Consider the following 24,504-nt stretch of genomic DNA (forward strand, 5'->3'; position numbering starts at 1 on the left):
ATCCATGCAAATCGCACCAAACAAAGTCGTGACCATGCACTACACTGTCAGCACTAAAGAAGACGTTCAAATCGACTCTTCACGCGATGGTAACCCCATGAGCTTTCTGCACGGACAACATTTTTTAATCAAAGGCCTGGAAGACGCCCTGGTAGGTAAAGTTGCAGGCGATAAGTTTGTCGCCGAAGTGGCCCCTGAAAATGCTTACGGCGAACGCCATGACGAACTGATTCAACTGGTACCCAAGTCTATGTTTGAAGGCATGGATGTAGAAGTTGGCATGCAGTTTCGTGCGACCACTGATGATGGTGATCAATCAGTGATGATCATTGATATTACCGACGATGAAGTTGTCGTCGACGGCAACCACCCACTGTCCGGCGTTACCCTGAAATTCGATGTTGAAGTCCTGGCTGTGCGAGACGCCACGGAAGAGGAATTAGCCCATGGCCATGTGCATGGTGAAGGCGGCTGCGGCCACGAGCATTAATGCTTAAGGCTAACGCCTTAATATTAAAGAAAAAAAGCCGGGCATTGCCCGGCTTTTTTGCATTATTCTGCGGCTTGTGGACGCATATGTGGGAACAGTATTACGTCTTTAATACTGGGGCTGTCGGTAAACAACATGACCAGACGATCGATACCGATTCCCTCGCCTGCCGTAGGTGGCAAACCGTATTCCAGCGCGCGAATGTAGTCATCATCATAGTGCATGGCTTCATCATCACCGGCTTCCTTCTCTTCCACCTGCTTGCGGAAGCGGGCGGCTTGATCTTCGGCATCATTCAGCTCTGAGAAACCATTCGCTAATTCACGGCCGCCAACGAAGAACTCAAAGCGGTCGGTAATGAATGGATTATTGTCATTACGACGCGCCAACGGCGACACTTCCCAGGGGTACTCAGTAATAAAGGTCGGCTGATCCAATTGCTCTTCAGCGGTAGCTTCAAAAATTTCGCACAAGTATTTACCCGCACCCCAGATACCATCCACGTCCGGCTCTTTGATGTGCAGCTTCTTCGCCATGGCCTTCATGGCATCCAGATTATTCTCCGGATCGCGGATAGCGGCTTCATCGGCTTCTGGCCAATACTTCAGAATCGCATCACCCATGCTCAGACGGGTAAAAGGCTGAGCGAAATCATAACGTTTTTCCTGCAGCACATTACCATCTGCATCACGCAGGGTATTGACCACTTCGGTGGTGCCTAGCACGTCCTGCGCCAATGTACGCAGCATGTCTTCGGTCAAATCCATCAGGTCATGGTAATCCGCATAAGCCTGATAGAACTCGATCATAGTGAATTCTGGATTATGGCGGGTCGACAAACCTTCATTACGGAAGTTACGGTTAATCTCAAACACTCGTTCAAAACCGCCCACCACCAAGCGCTTGAGGTAAAGCTCAGGGGCGATACGCAGATACATTTCGATATCCAGTGCATTGTGGTGAGTCACAAAAGGCTTAGCCGAGGCACCACCAGGGATAACCTGCAGCATCGGGGTTTCCACTTCCATAAAGTCCCTTTCGGTCAGGAATTTACGGATACCATTGATAATTTGACTACGCACTTTGAAAGTGTCGCGGGTCTGCTGACTCATAATCAGGTCAACATAACGCTGACGATATTTGGTTTCCTGATCGGCCAAACCATGAAATTTCTCAGGTAACGGACGCAATGATTTGGTCAGCAGTTGATAGTCAGCCATATCGACATACAAGTCGCCCTTACCGGATTTATGCAGTGCCCCTTTAACACCGATAATGTCACCGATATCCAATGACCCATAACGCTGCTTAATATCCTGCTGCGTCTCTTTGCTAGCATAAGCCTGAATACGTCCTTTCATATCCTGCAGAAGCAAAAAAGGGCCACGTTTAGCCAGAATACGGCCGGCAACACTCACCTGATGATTCAGGCCTGCCAGCTCTTCTTTGTCCTTGTCGCCAAACGCATCCTGCAACTCCTGGCTGTAGTGCTCACGGCGGAATTCATTAGGATGGCCGTTAGCCGGACAATTGCTGCGAATCTCGGCCAGTTTGCCCCGGCGTTCCGCAATCAATTTATTCTCGTCTTGTTGAATGTCTGTCATCTGCTCTGTTCCTGATTACTGATTGCGCTTATAAGCCAGATTTAAGGCTGGCCTGAATAAATCGGTCTAATCCACCGTCCAGCACGGCTTGCGTATTGCGGGTTTCAACGCCAGTACGCAGGTCTTTAATACGGGAATCATCCAGTACATATGAACGGATTTGGCTACCCCAACCGATATCGGATTTGCCATCTTCCATGGCCTGCTTCTGCTCGTTCTGTTTCATCAGTTCCATTTCGTACAGCTTGGCTTTTAACTGCTTGAAGGCCTGATCTTTGTTTTTATGCTGGGAACGATCGTTCTGACATTGCACCACAATACCGCTGGGCACGTGAGTAATACGTACCGCCGAGTCGGTTCGGTTTACGTGCTGACCACCGGCGCCGGACGCGCGATAAGTATCAATACGTAAATCCGCCGGATTGATATCAATCTCAATATCGTCATCAATTTCCGGGTAAACGAAAGCCGAAGCAAAAGAAGTATGACGACGGTTACCTGAGTCAAAGGGAGACTTTCTTACCAAGCGGTGCACGCCGGTTTCGGTGCGCAACCAGCCAAAAGCATATTCACCCTGGAAACGGATAGTGGCACTTTTAATACCGGCGACCTCGCCTTCTGATACTTCAATCAGTTCGGTCTTAAAGCCATGCTCTTCACCCCAACGCAGGTACATACGCAGCATGATATTAGCCCAGTCCTGAGCTTCAGTACCGCCGGAACCCGATTGGATATCCAGATAACAGTCATTAGCGTCATTGGGGCCGGAGAACATACGACGGAATTCAAGGTCTTCCAGTTTTACGATCAGTTGCTGAAGCTCAGCTTGCGCTTCATCAAAAGTTTCCTGATCCTCGGCTTCCACCGCTAATTCCAGTAGCCCATCCACATCCTCGGCCCCATTTTCCAGGGCCAGAATAGTGTCAACGACTTTTTCCAAGGCAACTTTTTCCTTGCCTAAAGCCTGCGCCCGCTCTGGTTCATTCCAAACATCGGGACTTTCAAGTTCACGATTGACTTCTTCTAAGCGCTCTTGCTTGCTATCGAAGTCAAAGATACCCCCTGAGCGCATCAGAGCGCTCCCGGACATCCGCCAAGGCGTTTTTCACCGGATTGATTTCAAACATAAATCAGCTATTAATTCTTGCTTACAAAGGAGCCGGATTTTAGCCGATTACAGCATGGATTGACAGGCCCTGCGGGCGTTGGGATAAAGGAAATTCAGCAGATGGTCCAGCCACCTGCTGAAACAGAATGCACTAATCGAATCAGACTAATTCGCTGTGCTCATGCAGTACATTAAAGATGTCTCTGAAACTGCTCGCTTTGAGACTGATATCCAGCGGAATATGCAACGCTCTGGCAATATCACTGGAGGAAATAAGCCCCCGCAACCGACTTTGCTCATCGGTTAACAAAATATGCTGCTCCCCCAAACTACGCAATGTATCGACCAAGTCAGCTATTGTCGCATTCTTCAGGTGTTCGTAGCGAATACCGTGTAACTCGCTGCGGGGCACCATCACATCTTCCACGGTCAACTCATGCCTGTCCTGCTGACGCTGATTGGCAATCATCAGTATTTTGCGGCTGTTTAAATCAGCAAAGCTGACAATGCCTAAAAACTGCTGCTCCGCATCCACCACCAGCTTGGACTTTACATGACCTTTCCTCATCATAAACAAAGCCTGATCCACAGAAACATCTTTATCGATTAACTGAGGACTACGACGGGTAAAATCGGTCACCACTTTGGTAGCAGCACTATCGAGATTTAAGGGTTCAGCGCTTTCGGTAGCACAAAACTGGGTTACCTGGCCAAGCGCCTGGGTTTTCAATATTTTATTTGTCATTTGGGTTCTCCAACAAACTGAACATAGCTAGCCCGCTCGCAAAGAAACCGAGGTTATAAGTATAGGCGATGCGGGATGTCTTTTAGGGTTCAACTTGCCTGGGGAGGTGCTCTTGGCTGAGGCAGTCCAATACTGGCAGAATAGAAAGCCGCTGGAACACAGGAAACCAGCATAGAGGCTTGAGTGATAACATTTGTAGATGGGGCAGCCCTAACTAAACAAGGAGCGTCCTTATCCGGTTCGGTTTGCAGCGCCTGACCATCAGCGTACTGACTGACCGTGAGCAAAGATGTATCTGAGCCGGGTTTAGCAACGCTTGCAGCGCTGCTAAACCAACAAGCCAGCAAACATAGCGCTGTTGTCAGAAAGCTGGAGTAAGGGGGCCTGTGTACTGCTTGGCGCACGTGGCGATACCGAAAAATGCTCATACCCTTAATATGGAGCAAGAGACCAAGAACTCAAGAGCCCCTGAGATTAATTGTTAAAAATTTGAGCTTACAACCATCCTTTGCGTTTAAACCACACCACTTGTAAGACGCAAACCAGAATCAACAGGCTGATAAATACACCAAAGCCAAGTGGATTCTCAGCACCTGGAATACCGCCGACGTTGATCCCAAGTAACCCGGTAAGGAAGCCCAGAGGCAAGAAAAAAGCAGCCACGATAGACAACACATACATGCGACTGTTCATTTGTTCTGCCAGTTGGTTACCTATCTCCTCCTGGGTGACAGCCGCTCTTTCTCGCACCGCGTCCAGATCTTCCATATGACGCATCAAGCCATCCAGGGTCTCCTGGAAACTCAGACGCACATCCCGGCCAATCCATTCAATTCGGTCTGACAACAGTTGTGAGATAGCCTCTCTCTGTGGTGCCAGATAACGGCGCAGGGAAATAATTTGCCTACGAACCCGGCCAAGGTCTGCACGCATTTGCGCACTTTGTTGTTCCAATGCCTGCTCTTCAAAGTCAGCCACCTGCTCTTCAAAGTAATCCACGGTGTCAGACATCCGCGCAACCATTCTGGCCAAAATACTTGCCAACACGTCATCTGTGCTAGCCGGCCCTTCTCCTGTCCTAAGAGACGTGGCCACATCGGTGACCGACAATAGGCGACGCTTTCGGGTACTAATGATACGGCCTTGTTCAACCCACAGACGCACCGATACCATGTCATCAGGATCGGCACCTGGATTCAGATTCACTCCACGTAATGCAAGCAATAAACCATTCTCAACTCGAATAGTTCTTGGCCGGGTTTCACCACTTAGCAATGCATCACTTACAACGGAGTTGACCCCAGAATGCTGCTCCAGCCATTCAATACTCTCTGGCTGACTATAATCCAGATGCACCCACAGAATGCCATCTTCTGGCTTCCATTGTTTAACGGCTGGCCAGTCAAGCTCTCTGGCGCCCCCCTGCCCATCCAATAACAACGCATGAATCAACGACTGCTCTTGCATATCCCACTCCAATAGTCAGCCTGTTAGCGGCTGACAAGCTTATCTACTGTTTGTACTAATTCTTCAGTCAAACGGATTATAGCCTTTTGCTGTTCACTGTCCTTTAGCTGCCCTTGTTCATCAAAAGCAGCGCCGGCAAACCCAATTGCCCGCTGATTTGGGACTACCATCACGCCAATATTTTGTAGCAACATACGCAAAAAGCTCAGCCCACGCAGCCCACCAAGGGCTCCGGGCGCACAAGACATAATAGCGGCGGTTTTTCCACGATACGCACTCAATGGGGGTTCATTGGGTTCACTGGCGCGAGACGCCCAGTCAATGGCATTTTTCAATAACGGGCTGAAGGCACTATTATATTCAGGTGAGGCAATAAGTAGTCCATCATGCTCAAGCAATAAGGTTTTAAAGGCTAATGCTTCAGCCGGAAAACCCTGCTCATTTTGCAGATCCTGATTGTAAATAGGCATGGGGTAATCGCCGAGGTTTATCAGGGTCACACTCGCGCCAGCCTGCTCGGCTGCTTTGGCAGCAAGAGTAACAAGCTTTTGATTAAAGGAATCTTTGCGGCTGCTGCCGGAAAAGGCCAGGATACGCGCCATATGGTTGCCTCGCTTTGTAAAGTCAAAGCTAACAGCTTACTCTGCAGACAGCAGGCCGCCAAGCAACAAGGTTCTGGCTTGGAGAAAGATGGCTATACAGACTCTGCGCTGTAAGAACAACATGGTGGTCAGGCTACTCTTCGCCTTTGTTCATTCCGTATTTACGCATTTTTTCCACCAGCGTTGTACGTCGCATCCCCAAAACTTCAGCAGCCCGGGCAACCACCCATTCCTGCTGCTCCAGTGCCTGGCTTATCAGGCTAACTTCTAACTCAGCCAGATACTCTTTTAGGTTCAGCCCTTGTTCTGGCAGCGCCTGAGATTGCCCGTTGAGCTCGCTTTCCTGGGCCACGGCCACCGTATTGTCATCAACGGCAGTATCCTCATCATCGTCACTAAAGCCACCAAACAAGGCATTGATTGCCTCACGCTCCAGTAATTCTTCGGGGTACTCGGGCTCATAATTGTCAGCCTGCAAGTGCTGATACTTGTGCGGAAGATCGCCAATATCAACCACTTTATCCGGATACAGGATAAGCAAGCGCTCCACCAGATTAGACAATTCGCGAACATTACCCGCCCAATGGTGTTCCATTAACGACTTCAACGCACCTTCGGTAAAGCGAATAGAGCGCCCAGATTCGCTTAGAGCCCTAGAAACCAGCTCCTGCAAAAGCAGCGGTATATCTTCTTTACGCTCTCTTAGCGGCGGACTGTCGATGGGGAACACGTTGAGACGGTAATACAAGTCTTCGCGGAATTTTCCTTCACTGATCATACTTTCCAGGTCACGGTGAGTCGCAGCAATCACGCGCACATCGCATTGAATCGGCTTGGTTCCGCCAACTCTTTCGTAACTGCGCTCTTGCAACACCCGCAATAACTTCACTTGCATTTGCAGCGGCATATCCCCTATTTCATCGAGAAATAGCGTGCCGCTTTCGGCTAATTCAAAACGGCCTTTTCTGGCACTCACTGCACCGGTAAAGGCCCCTTTTTCATGGCCAAACAGTTCACTTTCCAGTAATTCACCAGGAATAGCACCACAGTTAACAGGAATAAACGGCCCTTCTCTGCGGTTGGACAGATAGTGAACATTACGCGCCACAACTTCTTTGCCGGTGCCTGACTCTCCTAACACCAACACATTGGCGTCGGTTGGGGCCACCTGCTCGATCATATGGCGTACTAACTGCACGCCCGAGCTTTTGCCTATCAGGCTGCGAAACAACTTAGTTTTATTGTGCACCGCGCCGCCTACATTGGGACGTCGTTGCAAGTATTCCTGACAGCGGTGCAGCATTTGGGTTAGCTGCGGATAGGTAACCGGCTCCGGTAATATACCAACCAGGTTTCCCTGATGTTCAAAGCCGTCGCTGCCCACCATCACAAAAGGTTGAGCTGGATATTGGCGTAGCAGGTTGTCATTCAGCTCCCGGCACTCGGCATCAAGTAAAACACAGGCATAAGGGCCGTCTTTGACCAGATACTCTGGGCCCTGCTCAGGCAAGGCGCAGTCGCAATGTTCGCCCATAAAGTTGAGTACCGTCTGAAGACTTATCCGGCGAGCCTCCAGCCCACTGATAATCAGAATTTTACCCATACCTTAGCGACCTCAAAGTTGCGGACAACCCACGCAAAACATTAAACCTGACTAATTCATGATTAGCCGTACGAGAGTGTGAAGGACGACAAACTAGCTTGCCAACGCCCAATCATCTATCCATGGATTTTAACCATTACCCAATCAATGGCAACCTGAGACATTCAGGTTTATGATCAAGCGCTTAAGAAGCGCACAATAAATCGCCTGGAATGGTTTTTAACAACCTGTTTTTGTCGTTTTTGGTCAGGCGATCCCGTGATAGTGACCTGCAGACAGAAAAGTCATCTGAAATGATCTTCTCCAACAGCAGCATAGCAATGCTACAAAGGGTAGCCAATAACATAATAGGTATCTTTTTTGTTCGCCAGGGATAAGTCATAGCCCCAATACCTCTCTAAGCATCCACCAGGATATTCGACAAGCCGCTCACCTTTCGTCAAAATAGCCTCAAGTAGCCAGTTTCGCCCCGAACAGGATCCCTTCCCTTGAATTATTTAGAGATTGCTAAAGACGTATTTGCTATTGAAGCTCAGGCCGTCAGCCAGTTATCAGACAAACTGGATGCTCAATTCACTCTGGCCATTGACACTATATTACAGGCCAAAGGCCGCGTAGTGGTTTGCGGCATGGGCAAATCAGGTCAGATTGGTCGCAAGATAGCCGCAACACTCGCCAGCACAGGTACGCCAAGCTTTTTTATGCACCCAGGCGAAGCCTATCATGGCGACCTGGGCATGATAGCCAAAGAAGATATCTTTATTGCTATCTCCAACTCTGGGGAAACCGAAGAAGTCGTGAAACTGCTGTCCTTTCTAAAAGAAAATGGCAACTTTTTGATTGGCATGACGGGGGGCCTTAACTCCAGCCTAGCCAAAGCATCAAATGCGGTACTGAATGTCAGTGTTGAAAAAGAAGCCTGCCCACTTCAGCTTGCGCCCACCGCATCCACCACCGCGACGCTGGCTATGGGGGATGCCTTGGCGGTTACCCTGATGAAAGCCAGAGATTTTAAACCCGAAGAGTTTGCGCGCTTCCACCCGGGGGGCAGCCTTGGCAGACGTTTACTATCCAGAGTGCAGGATGAGATGGTTAACGAGCCTCTGCCAGTGGTAGCGTTGTCGGCCAGTTTTGCCGAGGTAGTAGACGCCATCAGCACCGGACAACTGGGCATAGCCATTGTCGATGCCGGGCAAGGCTACGGTATTATTACCGATGGTGATATCAGACGAGGCTTTACTCGTCACAAAAAAGACGTTTTCGATCTGAATGCCGCGCAGATGATGACATTAAACCCCAAAAGCATCGATATCACCGCTAAGATGTCGGATGCTTTTATGCTGATGGAACAAAACCGCATCACTTCACTGCTGGTATTAAATAACGGCAAACTGGCTGGCATCGTGAAGAAATAAGCCCATCGCAGTCCCCATAAAAAACGCCGCAATTGCGGCGTTTTTTATGGGGACTAGTGGCTTAACCCAATAGCGCCAACACCTGGCCTTTTTGCTGATTGGCCTGAGACTGCACAGCGATAGACGCCTGACTCAGAATATCATTGGCTGCTTTATCGGCCGTGCCCTGTGCATAATCCAAATCCTGCAAGCGGCTTTTGGCGGCTTGTACATTCACTTCGGTATTGGCCAGATTACGTGCCGCGCTTTCAAACTGATTCTGAGTGGCACCCAAATCGGCTCGTGCTGCTCCCACATAATCAACGGCATTATCAGCGGCTTCCAACGCATCGGCTGCACCTTGAGCCGTGCTGACATCAATATTCAGCACATCACTTAAGCCACCGGCAATGTCTTTGGTGCCAACACTGATAGACTGACCGGCATTAGCGCCCACCAGGAAATCAACATCGCCCTCGCCTGACAGCAGCGGCTTACCGGCAAACTCGGTTTGCTCAATGGTCTGCTTGATATTGTCCTGTAGCTGAGACACTTCTTTTTGCAATGCCTTGCGGTCCCCATCGGTCAGAATACCGCTGCCGGCCTGAACTGACAGTTCACGAATACGATTTACATCGTTACTGATACCTGACAAACCGCCTTCGGCAACTTGTGCTAAAGACACGCCGTCATAGGCATTGTTATAAGCCTGACGCACACCGGATGTTTGCGACGTCAAACGATCAATAATCTGCTGGGCCGCTGCATCATCCGCAGCGCTGTTTACCCGCTTACCCGAAGCCAGTTTCTCAAACAGCGAATTCTGCTTCTGCTGCACCTGTTGCAGCAAAGACGCATTGGATTTGGTACTGTTAATCTCTAACATAAGCCCCCCTCAAACCTCAGCCCTAAGAATAGCAGAGGGTTGATGGGAAAGTAAGCAGCCAAACGCAGCAAAATTATGCCAAACCATACCTTTACCCTTAACTTTTATACCTAAAGTTAAGGCAGGTACAAGGTGGTCTCCAGATACACTGAACAGATGCGGCGGATACAAAAAGACGGAACAAGGACCCAATGCAGGTACTATTTATTACCGGACAAAATCAATATGGTGTTGTCAGTCATTTTCTTGATGGCATGCGAGAGGACTTAGAATCAGTCGGTGTACGCACAGACAGTTTGTCAGTCGAATCAGAACAACATATCCACAGAGATTTGCCTCAACTTTTGCCACTGCAAGAGTATGACCAGCTCATCAGTTTTAATGGTATGGGGCTGCATTTGGAACAGGCTGAACTCTCTGTGCCGCAATATCTTAAACAAAGGCCAGTCTGGGTTTTTTGTGTCGACCACCCCATGCATATTCTGAAGCGCATTATCGGCTTGAATGTCATCCTGCTCTGCGTCGATGAAGAACACGTGAGCTTTGCGCAGCTGTGCGGATTTAACGCCAGGTTATTCCCCCATGCTATTGGTAAGCAGCAACTTGCCAACACCTCAATGATGCCGCTGGAGGATAAAAGCAACGAGGTTGTTTTCCCGGTCTCTTACATGGACTCTGGCAGCCATCGACAGGCACTGACACCATACTGGTCACAAATCGGGCATTGGGTAGAACAAAGTCGCTCGGTAACCCGTTTTATGCAATTTATTGGCGTGCTTCCCATAGGAAACCGGCCTGCTAGCTTGACCCTGAATGAACAAATATTAAGGCTGTGTGTCACCGTCGATAGCTATCTGCGCGCCAAACAACGGGAGGCCTGCCTGCATTTTTTTGCACAACAAAATGTGAACTTAACCGTGATTGGCAGGAATTCGCATTGCTACCAATCCATTGCGCCCACGCATCAATACCTAAACGCCATGGACTTTACAGATCTGCAGCAAAAAATCGCCGCAGCACGTTATGTGGTGCACAATTCTCCAGGCTTTGAGCGTGGCTTACATGAACGGGTTATCTATCCGTTAGCCTTAGGTACACTGGTGCTGACCTTTGAAACACCCTATGTAAATCAAACCTTTCCCCAGGTCTGCCTGGATGCCAAGCAATCTAGCGGGCAAATTAGCGACAAAGAGTACCAGCAACGCCGTAAACAGGCTCACCAACAAATCGAGCAACAACATTGCTGGCACCATCAGCTACGCAAACTTTTTACCTCGCCGACCACAAGTCCAGACAGCAATGGCAGAACGAGATGAAAGTGAGGATTTTCCCAGTCGAGCCGATAACACATAAGGCCCTTGTGTTAAACAACCTCAAATTACCCGGCAGGATAGATAGATGAATATTGTGGTTATTCCAGCCCGAGGCGGAAGCAAACGCATTCCTCGTAAAAACATAAAAGACTTCTGTGGCAAGCCCATGCTCGCTCATTCTATTACCTGTGCATTACAAAGCGGCGTGGTGGACAAGGTGGTGGTGTCAACTGACGATGAGGAAATTGCTGAAGTGGCCAAAAGCTATGGCGCCGAGGTACCTTTTCTACGCCCACCACAATTAGCCGATGATTATGTGGGAACTAGCCCGGTCGTTAGGCATGCTATCGAAGCGCTGCGTAAACTCGATTGGCCCCTTGAGTATGTAGCATGTATCTATGCCACGGCCCCGCTGCTTTCCCCGCGTTTAGTCGCCAGCGCTTACCAGCAGCTTATTGCAGAACAAGCAGACTATGTATTTGCCGCCGCTCGCTTCTCCTTTCCTATTCAGCGCGCCATTATGCAAACAGAATCCGGTGGTGTGACACCTTTTGACCCGGTCGGTATCACTCAACGCTCTCAGGATCTCCCCCCTGCGTTTCATGATGCCGGGCAGCTTTACTGGGGTCACTACCGTACCTGGCTTGATCTAGATAAGCGAATCTTCAGTCCAAGCTCACAAATGATCGTACTGCCTGACTACCTGGTTCAAGATATTGATACGCTGGATGACTGGAAGCGCGCCGAATTACTTTACAAGTTACTGAAACAAGAGGGATATCTTTGAGGGTCCTGATTAGGGTCGATGGCTCAGTACAAATTGGCACCGGGCATATCATGCGTTGCCAGGCGTTAGCGGCGCGCTTAAGCCCCCACGCCGATATCACTTTTGTTTGTCGTGCAGAAACCGGGCATCTGGGGCAACTGATAGCGGCGCAAGGCTTTAAGCTATTGATGTTACCCGCCACAGCACCGCTTAACGAACAACAAGATGCAGCAGCCTGTTTGCAACATCTTGATAAGCACTACGACTTACTGATTATTGACCACTATGCATTAGGCGCAAAATACAGCCAGGCGATGCGCGGACAATGCCGCTATATCATGGTGATCGACGATCTGGCTAACCGCTCACACGATTGCGATATCTTGCTTGATCAGAATCTGTTCCCCGATGCGCCATCACGCTACACCGCGCTTGTGCCAGCCTCTTGCCATCTTATGCTGGGGCCGCGCTTTGCGCTGCTGCGGGAAGAGTTCTATCAGAGTGCTCCACCAAGGCAGCACAACAGAATACTGGTAAACTTTGGTGGCAGTGATGCCCAAAATATGACTGGCATGGCAATAGACGCCCTAGGGCAATTAAAGCTCAGCGATATTCACGCCGATATTGTTATTGGTGCCAGTCATCCCCGGCGAGAAGCGCTTGTACTGCAACTTGCAGAGCAGGAAAATTTCACCCTGCACGTGCAGTGTAACTACATGGCCAAGTTAATGCATCAAGCCAGTTTAATGCTGGGTAGCGGCGGTACCAGCCACTGGGAAAGATGTATCTGCGCCCTCCCAGGGCTAGTGGTAACCGTGGCCGACAATCAGGAAGCCACCACCCGTTATCTCGCAGAGCAAGGTGCATGCCTGTGGTTGGGTAAGGCAGAAGAGATGAGTGCCAGCTACTTAGCCGCACAACTGGATAAGTATCTTCAGCTGCCCGACCAGCTAGAGACCATGTCACGTGCCGCCAATAAAATAGTGCCGACCAGTGCTGGCACTCACTATGTGATAGAAGAAATTGACAGAATCATCAGAGGTATAAATGGCTAGTATTACTATCGGTCACCACCAAATTGGCCCAGACCACCCGCCTTTTATCATTGCGGAAATGTCTGGTAATCACGGCCAATCAATAGAAAAAGCCAAAGCACTCATTGATGCTGCTGCCAACGCAGGCGCCCACGCCCTAAAGCTGCAAACCTACACACCAGATACCATTACGTTGGATGTACATGAACGTGAATTTTTTATCGCGGATCCAAATAGTCTGTGGCAGGGAAATTCGCTCTATAACCTGTATCAGGAAGCCATGACGCCCTGGGAATGGCATCAGGAATTGTTTGATTATGCCAGCAGTAAAGGGTTAGTAGCGTTTAGCACGCCTTTTGATCTGACTGCGGTTGATTTTTTGCAAAGTCTCAACGTTCCCTGTTACAAGATCGCCTCGTTTGAAAACATCGATCATGCCCTGCTAGCCGCCGTGGCAAAAACCGGCAAACCGGTGATTGTCTCCACCGGCATGGCCAGTCAGACAGAAATAGCCGAGTCAGTGGAGGTACTGCGCGCCGCGGGCTGTAAAGACCTTATCCTGTTAAAGTGCACCAGTAATTATCCTGCCCGGCCTGTGGATGCCAATCTGCGTACTATTCCTCATCTGGCCGAGCTATTTAACTGCCAGGTAGGCTTATCGGATCACACCCCAGGGGTAGGCGTTGCCGTGGCTGCCGTTGCGCTAGGCGCGACCGTAGTGGAAAAGCACTTCGTACTGGATAGAAATGGCGGAGAAGTTGACGCGGAATTTTCCCTCGAACCCCATGAAGTCAAGATGTTAGTAGAAGAAACCGAGCGCGCCTGGACAGCCCTTGGCAAAGTCCATTACGGCTGTACAGATAAGGAATTAGCATCCAGAGTCCATCGTCGCTCCTTGTACATCGCCGAAAATGTCAAAGCTGGGGACATATTAACAGAGAAGAATCTGCGTTCCGTGCGACCGGGCTTGGGCTTACCCCCCAAATACCTGCCCTTGTTATTGGGTAAAGTGATCAAAACCGATGCCCCCAAGGGCACACCAATGAGCTGGGAGTTGATCTGAGTATGTCTGTATTACTGTTTGGGGCCAGCAAGGCCGGGGAATTTTTCTTAAGCCAACACCCTGAACTGAATGTCCTTGGCTTTGTGGACAACGATCCTGCCCGCCAAGGGGAGACGTTCCACGGCATACAGATATTTGCACCAGAACGAATTGCTGAGCTTAGCTTTGATAGGATTGTCATCACCAGCCAATGGGCCGACGCCATTCGTACCCAGTTGATAAATGAATTAGGCGTTGCCCCTGAACAGATTGAGGTGCCAACCAAGCAGCAGGTCAAGGCCAACCTACCCTTTTCTCACCCGCCGACCCTGGCATTAGCCCAGAGCCTACTGACACGTCTGAACACATTTTTGCGCGCTAGGGGAATTCGCGCCTGTTTAGACTCAGGAACCTTGCTTGGCGCCATCCGCCATCAAGATTTTATTCCCTGGGATGACGATATTGATTTGGCCATTGATGCCAGTGAGTTTTCCAGCTTGATCGCCGCGATTCCGGAGTTCTATCACCAGCTTCCAGAGCAAGAAAGGCTGGATTGGCAGGTGGTTTTGCTCAGAGTAGACGGTGAGGATTGCTGCATTAATATTGAGTTTATAAACAAATCCGCTTCAGACTTTGTACCTTTTGACTTAAGCCTGCAAATGCGAAGATTGCAAGGTTCTCATTCTGAGCTGGTTTCCTCTTCAGGACTGTTCTTTGCCCCGGCTGAACATTTTGCTCAGTATGACGAGCTCCGCTTTCTTGAGCAGCCATTTTATATCCCCACCAAGGCCGACGAATTTCTAACCTTTATGTATGGCAACTGGAAAGAGCCCAAACAAGGCACGAAGATCACCGAATACCAAAATCGGCGCGCCCAATTACCGGTCGAAGAGATGAAAGCCCGGGTGAGTAAGCGGCTTTTAGTGGACGTTAAACAATGACCTTACGCGTCATGCTAAGCAGTGCCGGTGCCAAAGTTCCTCTATTGAGGGCGCTGGAGCACGCAGTAAAAACACTCTCGCCGACAGGACAGGTAATAGCCGCTGACCTTTCAGACCAAGTGGTTTGCCGCTACCTTGCCAATGAATTCTGGGCCATGCCGGCAACCGAAGATGCACAACTCGATAATATCCTGCGCGGCTGCCAGCAACAGAATATCAGCCATATTCTGCCAAGCAGGGATGGGGAGTTATTGTTTTGGGCAAAACATCAGGTATTCTTTCGCCAGCACGGTGTAGACATACTGGTAGCCCCCACAGATGCAATTACCCAATGCCTGGACAAACTGACCTTCGCACAGCTCACCACTGATTTTGACGGGGTGATCATTCCAGCCAGTCGCAAAGCCTGCGAGTTGTCTGCTCCCCGCTTAGTTGTCAAAGAGCGTTTTGGTGCAGGCAGTCAATCTTTGGGCTTAAATTTAAACCACAGCCAAGCACTGCAACATGCACAACAACTCAGCCAGCCGATATTTCAACCCTTCGTAAAAGGACAGGAAATCAGTATTGACGCCTGGCTTAGTCGTGACCATCAACTAAAGGGGCATATTTGCCGCTACCGCGAAAAGGTCGTACATGGCGAGTCGCAAGTCAGCAGCACCGTGACTTTGCCCCAGTTCGACAGCGTTATTCGAGCCTTATTGGAAAGCTTAAGGCTAAGTGGACCTGTGGTATTACAAGCCATTATCGATAACGACGGCGGGCTGAATGTCATTGAATGTAACAGCCGTTTTGGCGGCGCTTCCACCTTAGGCATTAGAGCGGGTGTAGATAGCCTTTACTGGAGTCTGGCCGAAAGCCTGGGTCATGACCTGAGTGGGCTCCCCTTTACCCCAGCCTCACAGCCCATTCGCCAAGTGCGCCATGCAAGCGACCATTATTTATGATTTTTATTTTTGATTTAGACGATACCTTGTACGACGAACGCCAATATGTTGAAAGTGGCTTTCAAGCAGTGGCTGATATGGCACAGCAGCGCTGGGGACTGGATAAAACACAAAGTTTTGCCAGGCTAATTAACCTACTCGACAGCCAGGGACGAGGGCGCATTTTTGACGACTGGCTGGCGGCACATTCATTGGCAAACAAAGGCAATATTCAGGCCTGCGTGCGCAGCTATCGACGGCATAAACCCAGTCTAAAGATGCCCGAAGCGCATCTTGCTCTGCTAAACGAACTCCCTAAACCACTCTACCTGGTCACTGACGGGCATAAAATAGTTCAGCAGAATAAAGTTGATGCCCTCGGCATCGGCCCTTTATTCAAACGGGTATTTATCACCCACCGCTTCGGCATACAGCATGCTAAGCCATCTACCCATTGTTTTGAGTTGATAAAAAAGGCCGAGGGCTGCGACTGGCAAGATATGCTGTACATTGGTGACAACCCAGCCAAAGATTTTGTCAATCTGAATAAGCTGGGTATGCAGACAGTTCGCGTGCTGACCGGGGTGCATAGGGATGTGCAAGTCCCCCCTGCAGTTGATGCCACCAATACTATCCAGACCCTAGTGGGATTATCGCCTACCCTTGAAGAATCAGCGAGCAGGCTGTCGCCTAATTCTTAGAGAGGTTCACTCAATTTGTTAAGCAACTTGTCGATAACCAATATAGAGGTAATAGCATTTAATTGTGCTGTTGATAAATCACGCTCGTGTTCATTAGTTCACCAGCGTCATATTACCCCGTACAGAACGCGCGTTAAGGCAGTATTATGAAAAAAATGACTGTGTTAGAAAAACATGGATTTCAAGGCATTAGTCGATGGCCAACTCAAGAGCAACTTCGGAAACCCGGAGCTGTTGCTGACTACTTTATGAATGGATACGCACCTAATGAACCATTGATTTCCAAATCGAACAATGTGACTGCTTTTGGCTCCTGTTTTGCTGGAAATGTATCGAGATATATGCGTCAAAAAGGCTACTCTGTGAATGGACACGATTGGGATCATAATCAGTCTGACATAATCAGAATTGACGAAATAATGGTTCACACTCCAGCCCTATTAATGCAATTTGAGTGGGCTTTTTCTAACAGAACGTTAGAGTCAATTTTCATAGGCGGTGCAGAAGAGAAAATTCAAACCTATCATAATTTAGAAAAGTGCCGAGAATTAATAAGAAAAACCGATTTTTTCATCATCACTTTAGGATTGACTGAAGCTTGGTATGACAAAGAAAAAAAACAATATCTTTGGAAGTTTGTACCAAATAAAAAGCTAAACTCGGGACGATTTGAGAATCGCTTTGTTAAATTTTCAGAAAACTTAGAAAACATAAAGAGAATTTATAACCTTATTAGAGCCAATTTACCGTCCGCGAAAATATTATTCACATTATCTCCAATTCCTTTACTTGGCTCATACCAGGGACGCTCAGTGATTAGTGCTAATACAGCTTCAAAGTCAACTTTAAAGGCTGCACTTCATGAGTTTTTAGCTAACACGTTAGAGCAAGATCCAGCACTATATTACTTTCCCTCATATGAATTAATAAACCACTATATAGAAGATCCTTGGATGGAAGATAAAAGGCACTTAAAACAAGATGCCATTATAAAAATAATGGAAATATTTGATTATTACTATTTAAAATATTAAACAATAGCCTGAGAAATAGCCATGCATATTCCTCCTTTAGAACTAAAAAATCTTGTCGATGTAAACTGTCCGCTGTGTGGAAACTGCTCTCCTAAAAGAATAACGCAAAAAGGACAGTTTTCACTAACATGCAATGTGTCCATCTGCGAAAATGATGGATTGGTGTATTTGACTCCTCGTTGGAGTAAACCCAAGTATAATCAGTTTTACCGAGAAGAATATGATAATTACTATAGAAGTAGTCGAAGTAAAGAGGATGAAAAAAAAGTCCACTCCAAGTGCATAGAGTTAATTATGCAACGGCTTTCAAGTATCCAAGTAGGCCAAGCCCAAAAAAGTGTATTAGATATTGGGGCAGGAATGGGATATTCACTTTCATGGCTAAAGGAAAATTACAAAAATTTTGAAGTTTACGCTGCTATTGAACCATCAAGCGAATGTAAGAAAAACATAGAGAGTAGTGACTTCATCCAATACATAACTGATGATCTGGATTCTAATTGGGATGCCGGAAAGTTTGATTTAATTATACTAAGACACGTGTTAGAGCATTTCATGTCCCCAATATCTTCTCTCAAAAAAGTTGCTCAACATATGAAGAATGATAGCTTTGCTTATATAGCTGTACCAGACATGATGAATCCTAAAGGTGAGTTAGAAAATTATTGGTTCAGAACCGTACATACTTTCTACTTCTCTAAGGAAACCTTGGTAAAATCTGCTAATATGGCAGGTTTAGAAGCGGTCATAATAGGGCAAGAAAACTCCGAGCTTTGGGGAGTATTTAAATTGTCAAATAAAAAACCAATAGAATTCAATGAAAAAAACACATACAAAAGGCAAATGACTGTAATAAATAAACATTTAAATAAAAGAAAAATCAAAGATACTACATCGATAGTATAAAAAAAGAGCCTATAATGAAACAAATCCCTCCCCCCTTCAGCGAAATTGAAAGAAACTCAATCAGGAAGAAATTATATACAGAAGGGTATGCCTTGATCAAAAATGCTTTTAAAATATCAGACATAGAAAAGCTAGATCTTCATATAACTGAGCACTTTAAGAAAAGTGGAATAATTCATAGATATGGAAAAGCACAGCCTAACATCATAAATGAGAATAGAGAATTTGAGTGGGTCTTAACTCAACCAAAGATTCTTGACATTATGAGATCCATCTTTGACGATAAGATTTTTTATTTTACTGGACATGCAGATATTCATAGAAATATAAACTTCGGCTGGCATAAAGATGATGGGAGAGGCCGCTACTTTAATGGGGATTACATGTCTGACGAAAATTGCCAAGTTTATAAAATAGGTATATACACGGGAGATCATAGCAAGGATAAAGGGGGCTTAACAGTTAAACCTGGATCGCACTTGGTTGAAAGAAGTGAAAGCATGGAAGAAATCTCTATTCCTTCAGAACCTGGAGATGTTGTTATATTTGATGTGAGAATAACACATAAAGGAAAACAGAGAGACTGGCTGGAAAGAAAATTCCTATCAATAGGAAAATTTCTAGGAGATAGAGACAACACTTGTAAATTTGGTGAAGTTATATTTAATTTATACAATCAAATCATTGGAAAGTCTTCTAAAAAGGCTATGTTTTTTACTGTAGGTGCCAATAATAGTCAAACTATAAAATTTTCCATAGAAAATATGAAACGACAAATTCAGCAAACTGGCAGGAATATCTCTACCCCTCATGCTGACTTCCTAAAAAGAATAGAGCTGGCAGGCATGCTCTATCCAAACTTCAAACAATTGCTTTAGTGTAGAAAAATGAAATATGTAGCAGTTATCCCTGCACGAGGGGGTTCAAAAGGCTTGCCAGGTAAAAACACAATGCTCCTACACAATAAGCCGTTAGTTTGCTGGAGCATAGAGCAAGCAAGACGTAGTAGCAAAATTGCGAGAGTTTTGGTATCCACCGATTGCCCGCAAATAGCACAGATTGCTGTAGAGGCAGGAGCAGAAGTACCTGAGCTAAGACCTTCGCACTTAGCTAGTGATACAGCTTCCACAGAGTCAGTAATGATCCACGTTGCCCAAAACTGGCTGGAATGGCAGGAAGACTTGGTCATTGTTTTACTACAGCCAACCTCCCCCATAAGACTCGCTTCAACACTTGACAACGCCATCACTTATTTTGAACAACAAAATGCTGATTCCTTAGTATCCGTTTGCGAGAGTCACTCTTTTTTCTGGACAAACATTCAGAATCCTAAAGCTCAATACGACTTCATGAATCGACCTCGTAGGCAAGACATACAACCCGTTGAGCGGCTATACAGAGAGAATGGGTCTATATACCTAACCAAGTTGCCTCAGTTAAAGAAGGCTGGAAATAGACTAGCAGGAAGAATAGCAATGTATTGCATGAGTGAAGTAGAGTCATGGGAAATTGATTCAATAACTGACTTCAATATTGTAAGTCAGCTTTTAAAGGAAAGCGGCATATGATAGTTGAAAGAAATATAAATCGTTTTATTGTGTTTACTGATGACGAGTTAGGTCATGCTCTACAAAAAATAAGTAACAATAAATCAAGAATTATCTTTGCATTGTCACAGAATGGTGTACTGGAAGGAATACTTACAGATGGTGATGTTCGTCGCTGGCTTCTTCAAACAGATGATTTCAACTTAAAACTTCCAGTCTCTTCTGCTTGTAATACTAACTACATCTCTGCGGAAGAAGATTCCCATCCAAATGAAATTGAAAAGCTATTTTCAGATAGAATCGAATATGTTCCCCTACTTGACAAGCAAGGCAGACTAGTCGCAATTGCATCCCATAAACCACAAGTACTGAAAATTGGTAGCTTCACTATTTCTGATGAAAGCAAAGTTTTCATCATTGCCGAAATAGGGAATAACCATAACGGTGATATCCAGTTAGCGAAAAGATTAGTGGATGAAGCAATCACTGCTGGGGCAGATTGCGCCAAATTCCAACTTCGCCATTTGGACTCCATGTATAGGAGAGCAAAGGATGATACTTGTGGAGAAGATCTGGGGGCTGAATACACTCTAGATCTACTGACTCGGTTTCAACTATCAACAGAGCAAATGTTCGAAGTCTTTGATTACTGCAAACTAAAAGGAATTCTCCCACTGTGCACGCCGTGGGACAAAACCAGCTTAGAAGCGCTAGAGCGGTACGGAATGCCAGCTTATAAAGTAGCTTCAGCAGACTTAACTAACCATGGGTTACTAGCAAAGCTTGCGAAAACGGGCAAGCCATTGCTTTGTTCCACAGGTATGTCAACTGAATCTGAAATCAAAGATGCAATAGCGTTATTAAAGCAACTCGGAGCTTCGTTCGTACTACTACACTGCAACTCAACTTATCCTGCACCTTTCAAAGACATCAATTTGAAGTATATCTCGCGGTTGCGAGACCTATCAGGAGGAGGTTTTGTTGGCTATTCAGGCCATGAAAGAGGTACCTCTGTTGCAATATCTGCTGTTGCTATAGGAGCTAAAGTAATTGAAAAACATTTTACCTTAGATAGGAATATGGAAGGTAATGATCATAGAGTTAGCCTCTTACCCGATGAGTTTAAACAGCTGGCACAAGGAATTAGAGAGGTAGAGCAAGCTATAGGGCACTCTGACTCCAGAAAAGTAACCCAGGGAGAAATGATGAACCGAGAGGTTCTAGGTAAAAGCCTGCTTAGCAACCGTGAAATTAAAGCAGGAGACATCATTACAGAACTAGATATTGACATCCGAAGCCCCGGAAAAGGCCTTGCTCCATACTTCAAAGAAACTCTAATTGGGCGGAAAGCGCTAAGAGATATCAAGGAAGGAGACTTTTTTTATCAGTCAGACTTAGCTGACAGCGTAATAACTTCTCGCTCGTACAAATTCACTCGCCCTTTTGGAATTCCAGCACGTTATCATGATTTTTCCAACCTAGCGGCAAAGTCTAACCTTGATTTTGTAGAGTTTCATTTAAGTTATAAAGATCTGGATCTGGAACCAGCTAAATTTCTTGATAAGAATGGTTATCAACTTGATTTTTTAGTTCATAGCCCAGAGCTTTTTTCTGGCGACCATATTATGGATCTCTGTTCTGATGATGAGAGTTATAGAAAGCGATCTATTTTAGAACTACAAAATGTTATCAATGCAACTAGAAAATTAAAGCCATACTTTCATAAAAATGATAAGCCATTAATAATAATTAATGCAGGTGGGTTTACATTAGATGGATTCATGAAGAGAACAGATAGAGAGAGAAAGTACGAAATTATTGCAGAGTCACTAGATGAAATTGATAGTGAAGGAGTAGAGATAATTCCACAAACTATGCCCCCCTATCCATGGCATTTTGGTGGTCAACGTTTTCACAATCTATTTATGGACGCAGATGATATATCCAAGTATTGCGATAAGTATAATTCTAGAATTTGCTTAGATGTTTCACATTCTAAATTGGCTTGTAATCTAACAAAAGAGTCCTTTAGCCAATTTATTCAGAAAGTAGCCCCTTACACAGCGCATTTGCATATTGTTGATGCAGATGGTATCGACGGAGAAGGCCTACAAATAGATGAAGGTGAAATTGACTTCGCAGATCTAGCAGATAACCTCTCCAAATTATGCCCTAGAGCATCCTTTATTCCAGAGATATGGCAGGGACATAAGAATGATGGAGAAGGATTTTGGATTGCACTTGAAAAATTAGAAAAATACAACTTTTAACACCAAATCAATCATGATAACAAGTAATGCACTTTTTTTAATATCGGCACCTTTCAACATTACATGCTTGAGAGAAGCAATTATTGATTTCAAATTAGATGAAATAGAGGTGATAATTTATATTGAAGGTCAATCTAAAAATACCAACCAAATCGTTAGAAAAATTAAAGAGTTAAAAAGAAAAGCAAAAACCAAGGTTACATACTTAGACTATGACGAAGTAAAAGGTAAAGATCTAAAGAAAAGAATAAATCAGTATTCCTCCATTCTAAATTCCATTAGAAATAAAAGTTATTCATACTTGTTTTTTAGTGACTTTAGAACTCAATGGCAGAAAGACTTTGTAGAAACGCTAAGGAATGATGAAACTTTTTTAATTGATGATGGAGCTATAACCCTAGCATTCATGAAATATCACATGCCTTCTAAAACATACTTTTCCATACCAAATTATGGAACAGTAGAAAGACGTAAAGAGGCAGAAAAAATTAAAACTGAAGAGGGAATTTGTAGCAAGCCACTAGATAACATTAAGGTATATACAATATTTCATCACACAAGGGACTTTAAAGGTGAGCTTAAGAAGAATAACCTTACACATTTAAGAAAGTCATTCAGTAGCCTAGATGAAGAAGCTGCAATAATTATTGGTGCAAAAATAGTGCAGCGAGGCTTTATGACGCTCGAGCTATATGACAAGCTAACAAAGAAAATTATTTCTAACTGCAAGAAAGAAAAGGTCTATTATATACCCCACAGAGGACAGCCAGAAGAATATGTAGATTACATCCTAAGCAATAATCCAGAACTTATACTACTAAAAACAAGTGAACCTGTTGAAGATTGGCTTTCAAAGCAAGTGACCCCACCTTCATCAATACATGGATATGCGTCAACCGCTTTTTATATTATAAATCTATCTTTCCCGCAAATAAGATTGTATTGCTACAAACCGCTGGATGTAACTTTGAACGACTTTAATCTTCCTGGAAAATTTGGTTCAACTTTATATACAAACAGCGACGCTGCGCTACTGACCTACGACGAAATGCCAAAGGAAGTGAGTAAGATTGAAATGAATATTTGAATGTAAATTACTTAACGAAATCAACGTACAAAGACATACCAGGTTTTGTTTGATCAAAGCTTTCCCCGATCATATCTGGAGTAACAGATCCCTGATACTTGCTCAAAATAACATATGAAAATCCAATATTTTCTGTTAAACGCTTTACTTTTTCAAAGGTCCAAAAGTTAATATGGTTACCTACACTATCAGCACAAAACTCTAAATCGGCTGTTAAGTTCTCAAGATATTCATTCCACTTTTCACTATTATCTGGAAACTTGGGAGCATCAGCTTTGAATAACTTCTCTGTTGCAATCTCCCTAACTAGAAAGTCTTCCTGCCTAATATCAACTAATGGAAAATCTTGTTTATTTTTCAAAAACCAATCTCTTCGCCAAAACCAGTATTGATTATCAAAGGAGCTTACCCTACAAAGAAACGCAGCATCAGGACAGGATATTCTCAGCACCCCATTTTTCTTTAGAACCCGATATGCCTCTTTAAAGAAAAATAGCGCAGTACAGTCTTTAACATGCTCTATAACATGTGAACAATAGATATTATCAACCGTATCATCTTCGAAAGGGATCTTATCCTTCCTCATATCATAGGCTACAAATTCACCTTTACCTCCACCATACCACTCAGATTCCAAATCCAAGTTTTGAAAACCTGGCAATAAAACACCTCCAGAACCAACATTAAGATTTACTTTATCATAAGAATTACTTTTTATGGCTAGTTTTACTGGCTCAGTATTTTCATTGAGCAAGGGAATGCAATTAACTTTACTCGTCATGCTTTTGGTAATTTTATCATCAGAATCATTTTCACCACAAAACAATGTCTCTTTATTTGCAATATCATCAGCTTTATATTCTATCTTTGGTTCTAATCTTAAAATATCACCTTGTGTTATTGCACCTAAAAGCTTTCCATTTTTTTTAATTACAAATAATATCTTAGGTTCTACCTTAGAGATGATAGCAGTTAGTTCATCAAGAGAACAAGATGACTCAACTAAATGAGGCTTGATTTCAATACGTTTAATGGCCATAC

The 24,504-nt window shown here is 45.4% G+C and carries 23 protein-coding genes; 15 read left to right on the forward strand and 8 right to left on the reverse strand.

The genetic code is table 11. The features are described 5' to 3' along the window. The first annotated feature begins 4 nt into the window (after window positions 1-4). On the forward strand, window positions 5-490 hold the full coding sequence (locus tag IEX02_RS17665; protein WP_188698282.1) for an FKBP-type peptidyl-prolyl cis-trans isomerase: 486 nt from the start codon (window positions 5-7) through the stop codon (window positions 488-490). Between the two features lie 62 nt (window positions 491-552). Here the strand turns inward: IEX02_RS17665 and lysS are convergent, their stop codons facing one another. The 6 genes from lysS to IEX02_RS17695 form a co-directional block, all read right to left on the reverse strand. Next, complete coding sequence (lysS, locus tag IEX02_RS17670; RefSeq protein ID WP_188698285.1) at window positions 553-2,094, reverse strand: lysine--tRNA ligase; 1,542 nt, start codon at window positions 2,092-2,094, stop codon at window positions 553-555. A gap of 28 nt (window positions 2,095-2,122) precedes the next feature. Then, a protein-coding gene (prfB, locus tag IEX02_RS17675) for a peptide chain release factor 2 (RefSeq protein WP_188698288.1) occupies window positions 2,123-3,221 on the reverse strand; the annotation gives its coding sequence in 2 pieces (ribosomal slippage) (window positions 2,123-3,145 and window positions 3,147-3,221; 1,098 coding nt in all). A gap of 141 nt (window positions 3,222-3,362) precedes the next feature. Continuing rightward, window positions 3,363-3,947: a CBS domain-containing protein gene (locus IEX02_RS17680; RefSeq protein ID WP_188698291.1), complete on the reverse strand. Its 585-nt coding sequence runs from the start codon at window positions 3,945-3,947 to the stop codon at window positions 3,363-3,365. Between the two features lie 495 nt (window positions 3,948-4,442). Then, entirely contained in the window at window positions 4,443-5,414 is a 972-nt protein-coding gene (zntB, locus tag IEX02_RS17685) for a zinc transporter ZntB (RefSeq protein ID WP_188698294.1), read from the reverse strand. Window positions 5,415-5,437: 23 nt separating this feature from the next. Beyond that, window positions 5,438-6,016, reverse strand: coding sequence for an NADPH-dependent FMN reductase (locus IEX02_RS17690; RefSeq protein WP_188698297.1), 579 nt, complete (start codon window positions 6,014-6,016; stop codon window positions 5,438-5,440). A gap of 133 nt (window positions 6,017-6,149) precedes the next feature. Next, window positions 6,150-7,619 carry a sigma-54 dependent transcriptional regulator gene (locus IEX02_RS17695; protein WP_188698300.1) on the reverse strand — a complete coding sequence of 490 codons (1,470 nt, stop codon included), beginning with the start codon at window positions 7,617-7,619 and terminating at the stop codon, window positions 6,150-6,152. 488 nt (window positions 7,620-8,107) lie between these two features. Between IEX02_RS17695 and IEX02_RS17700 the strand changes: the two genes are divergently transcribed. Beyond that, complete coding sequence (locus IEX02_RS17700; protein WP_188698303.1) at window positions 8,108-9,034, forward strand: KpsF/GutQ family sugar-phosphate isomerase; 927 nt, start codon at window positions 8,108-8,110, stop codon at window positions 9,032-9,034. Window positions 9,035-9,095: 61 nt separating this feature from the next. Here IEX02_RS17700 and IEX02_RS17705 read toward each other — a convergent pair whose 3' ends face one another. Beyond that, entirely contained in the window at window positions 9,096-9,899 is an 804-nt protein-coding gene (locus tag IEX02_RS17705) for a flagellin N-terminal helical domain-containing protein (protein ID WP_188698306.1), read from the reverse strand. Window positions 9,900-10,090: 191 nt separating this feature from the next. On the opposite strand from IEX02_RS17705, the gene IEX02_RS17710 reads away from it, so the two are divergent. The 13 genes from IEX02_RS17710 (at window position 10,091) to IEX02_RS17770 (ending at window position 23,463) form a co-directional block, all read left to right on the forward strand. After that, the gene (locus tag IEX02_RS17710) at window positions 10,091-11,215 is read left to right on the forward strand and encodes a hypothetical protein (RefSeq protein ID WP_188698309.1); all 1,125 of its coding nucleotides are present in this window, start codon (window positions 10,091-10,093) and stop codon (window positions 11,213-11,215) included. A gap of 82 nt (window positions 11,216-11,297) precedes the next feature. Further along, the gene (gene pseF, locus IEX02_RS17715; protein WP_188698312.1) at window positions 11,298-11,999 is read left to right on the forward strand and encodes a pseudaminic acid cytidylyltransferase; all 702 of its coding nucleotides are present in this window, start codon (window positions 11,298-11,300) and stop codon (window positions 11,997-11,999) included. Next, entirely contained in the window at window positions 11,996-13,033 is a 1,038-nt protein-coding gene (pseG, locus tag IEX02_RS17720) for a UDP-2,4-diacetamido-2,4,6-trideoxy-beta-L-altropyranose hydrolase (RefSeq protein ID WP_188698314.1), read from the forward strand. Before pseF ends, pseG begins: the two co-directional genes overlap by 4 nt. Beyond that, a complete protein-coding gene (gene pseI / locus IEX02_RS17725; protein ID WP_188698318.1) occupies window positions 13,026-14,075 on the forward strand; it encodes a pseudaminic acid synthase in 1,050 nt (349 codons plus the stop codon). Before pseG ends, pseI begins: the two co-directional genes overlap by 8 nt. A gap of 2 nt (window positions 14,076-14,077) precedes the next feature. Next, a complete protein-coding gene (locus IEX02_RS17730) occupies window positions 14,078-14,995 on the forward strand; it encodes a nucleoside-diphosphate sugar epimerase/dehydratase (protein ID WP_188698322.1) in 918 nt (305 codons plus the stop codon). Continuing rightward, on the forward strand, window positions 14,992-15,939 hold the full coding sequence (locus IEX02_RS17735) for an ATP-grasp domain-containing protein (RefSeq protein WP_188698326.1): 948 nt from the start codon (window positions 14,992-14,994) through the stop codon (window positions 15,937-15,939). Before IEX02_RS17730 ends, IEX02_RS17735 begins: the two co-directional genes overlap by 4 nt. Continuing rightward, the gene (locus tag IEX02_RS17740) at window positions 15,936-16,619 is read left to right on the forward strand and encodes an HAD family hydrolase (RefSeq protein WP_188698328.1); all 684 of its coding nucleotides are present in this window, start codon (window positions 15,936-15,938) and stop codon (window positions 16,617-16,619) included. The genes IEX02_RS17735 and IEX02_RS17740 overlap by 4 nt, the downstream gene beginning before the upstream one ends. A gap of 146 nt (window positions 16,620-16,765) precedes the next feature. Next, window positions 16,766-17,653, forward strand: coding sequence for a GSCFA domain-containing protein (locus IEX02_RS17745; protein ID WP_188698330.1), 888 nt, complete (start codon window positions 16,766-16,768; stop codon window positions 17,651-17,653). A gap of 21 nt (window positions 17,654-17,674) precedes the next feature. After that, window positions 17,675-18,559 (forward strand): class I SAM-dependent methyltransferase, encoded by an 885-nt coding sequence (locus tag IEX02_RS17750; protein WP_188698332.1) that lies wholly within the window; start codon window positions 17,675-17,677, stop codon window positions 18,557-18,559. Window positions 18,560-18,573: 14 nt separating this feature from the next. Continuing rightward, window positions 18,574-19,437, forward strand: coding sequence for a phytanoyl-CoA dioxygenase family protein (locus IEX02_RS17755; protein WP_188698334.1), 864 nt, complete (start codon window positions 18,574-18,576; stop codon window positions 19,435-19,437). 9 nt (window positions 19,438-19,446) lie between these two features. Then, on the forward strand, window positions 19,447-20,127 hold the full coding sequence (locus IEX02_RS17760; protein ID WP_188698336.1) for an acylneuraminate cytidylyltransferase family protein: 681 nt from the start codon (window positions 19,447-19,449) through the stop codon (window positions 20,125-20,127). Continuing rightward, window positions 20,124-22,376, forward strand: coding sequence for an N-acetylneuraminate synthase family protein (locus tag IEX02_RS17765; RefSeq protein ID WP_188698340.1), 2,253 nt, complete (start codon window positions 20,124-20,126; stop codon window positions 22,374-22,376). Before IEX02_RS17760 ends, IEX02_RS17765 begins: the two co-directional genes overlap by 4 nt. A gap of 67 nt (window positions 22,377-22,443) precedes the next feature. Beyond that, window positions 22,444-23,463: a hypothetical protein gene (locus IEX02_RS17770; RefSeq protein WP_188698342.1), complete on the forward strand. Its 1,020-nt coding sequence runs from the start codon at window positions 22,444-22,446 to the stop codon at window positions 23,461-23,463. Between the two features lie 7 nt (window positions 23,464-23,470). On the opposite strand, the gene IEX02_RS17775 is transcribed toward IEX02_RS17770, so the two are convergent. Beyond that, window positions 23,471-24,502, reverse strand: a complete 1,032-nt coding sequence (locus IEX02_RS17775; RefSeq protein ID WP_188698345.1) for a methyltransferase domain-containing protein — start codon at window positions 24,500-24,502, stop codon at window positions 23,471-23,473. Window positions 24,503-24,504 lie beyond the last annotated feature (2 nt).

It is taken from the genome of Bowmanella pacifica, from assembly GCF_014645355.1.
GTDB classification, from domain to species: domain Bacteria; phylum Pseudomonadota; class Gammaproteobacteria; order Enterobacterales; family Alteromonadaceae; genus Bowmanella; species Bowmanella pacifica.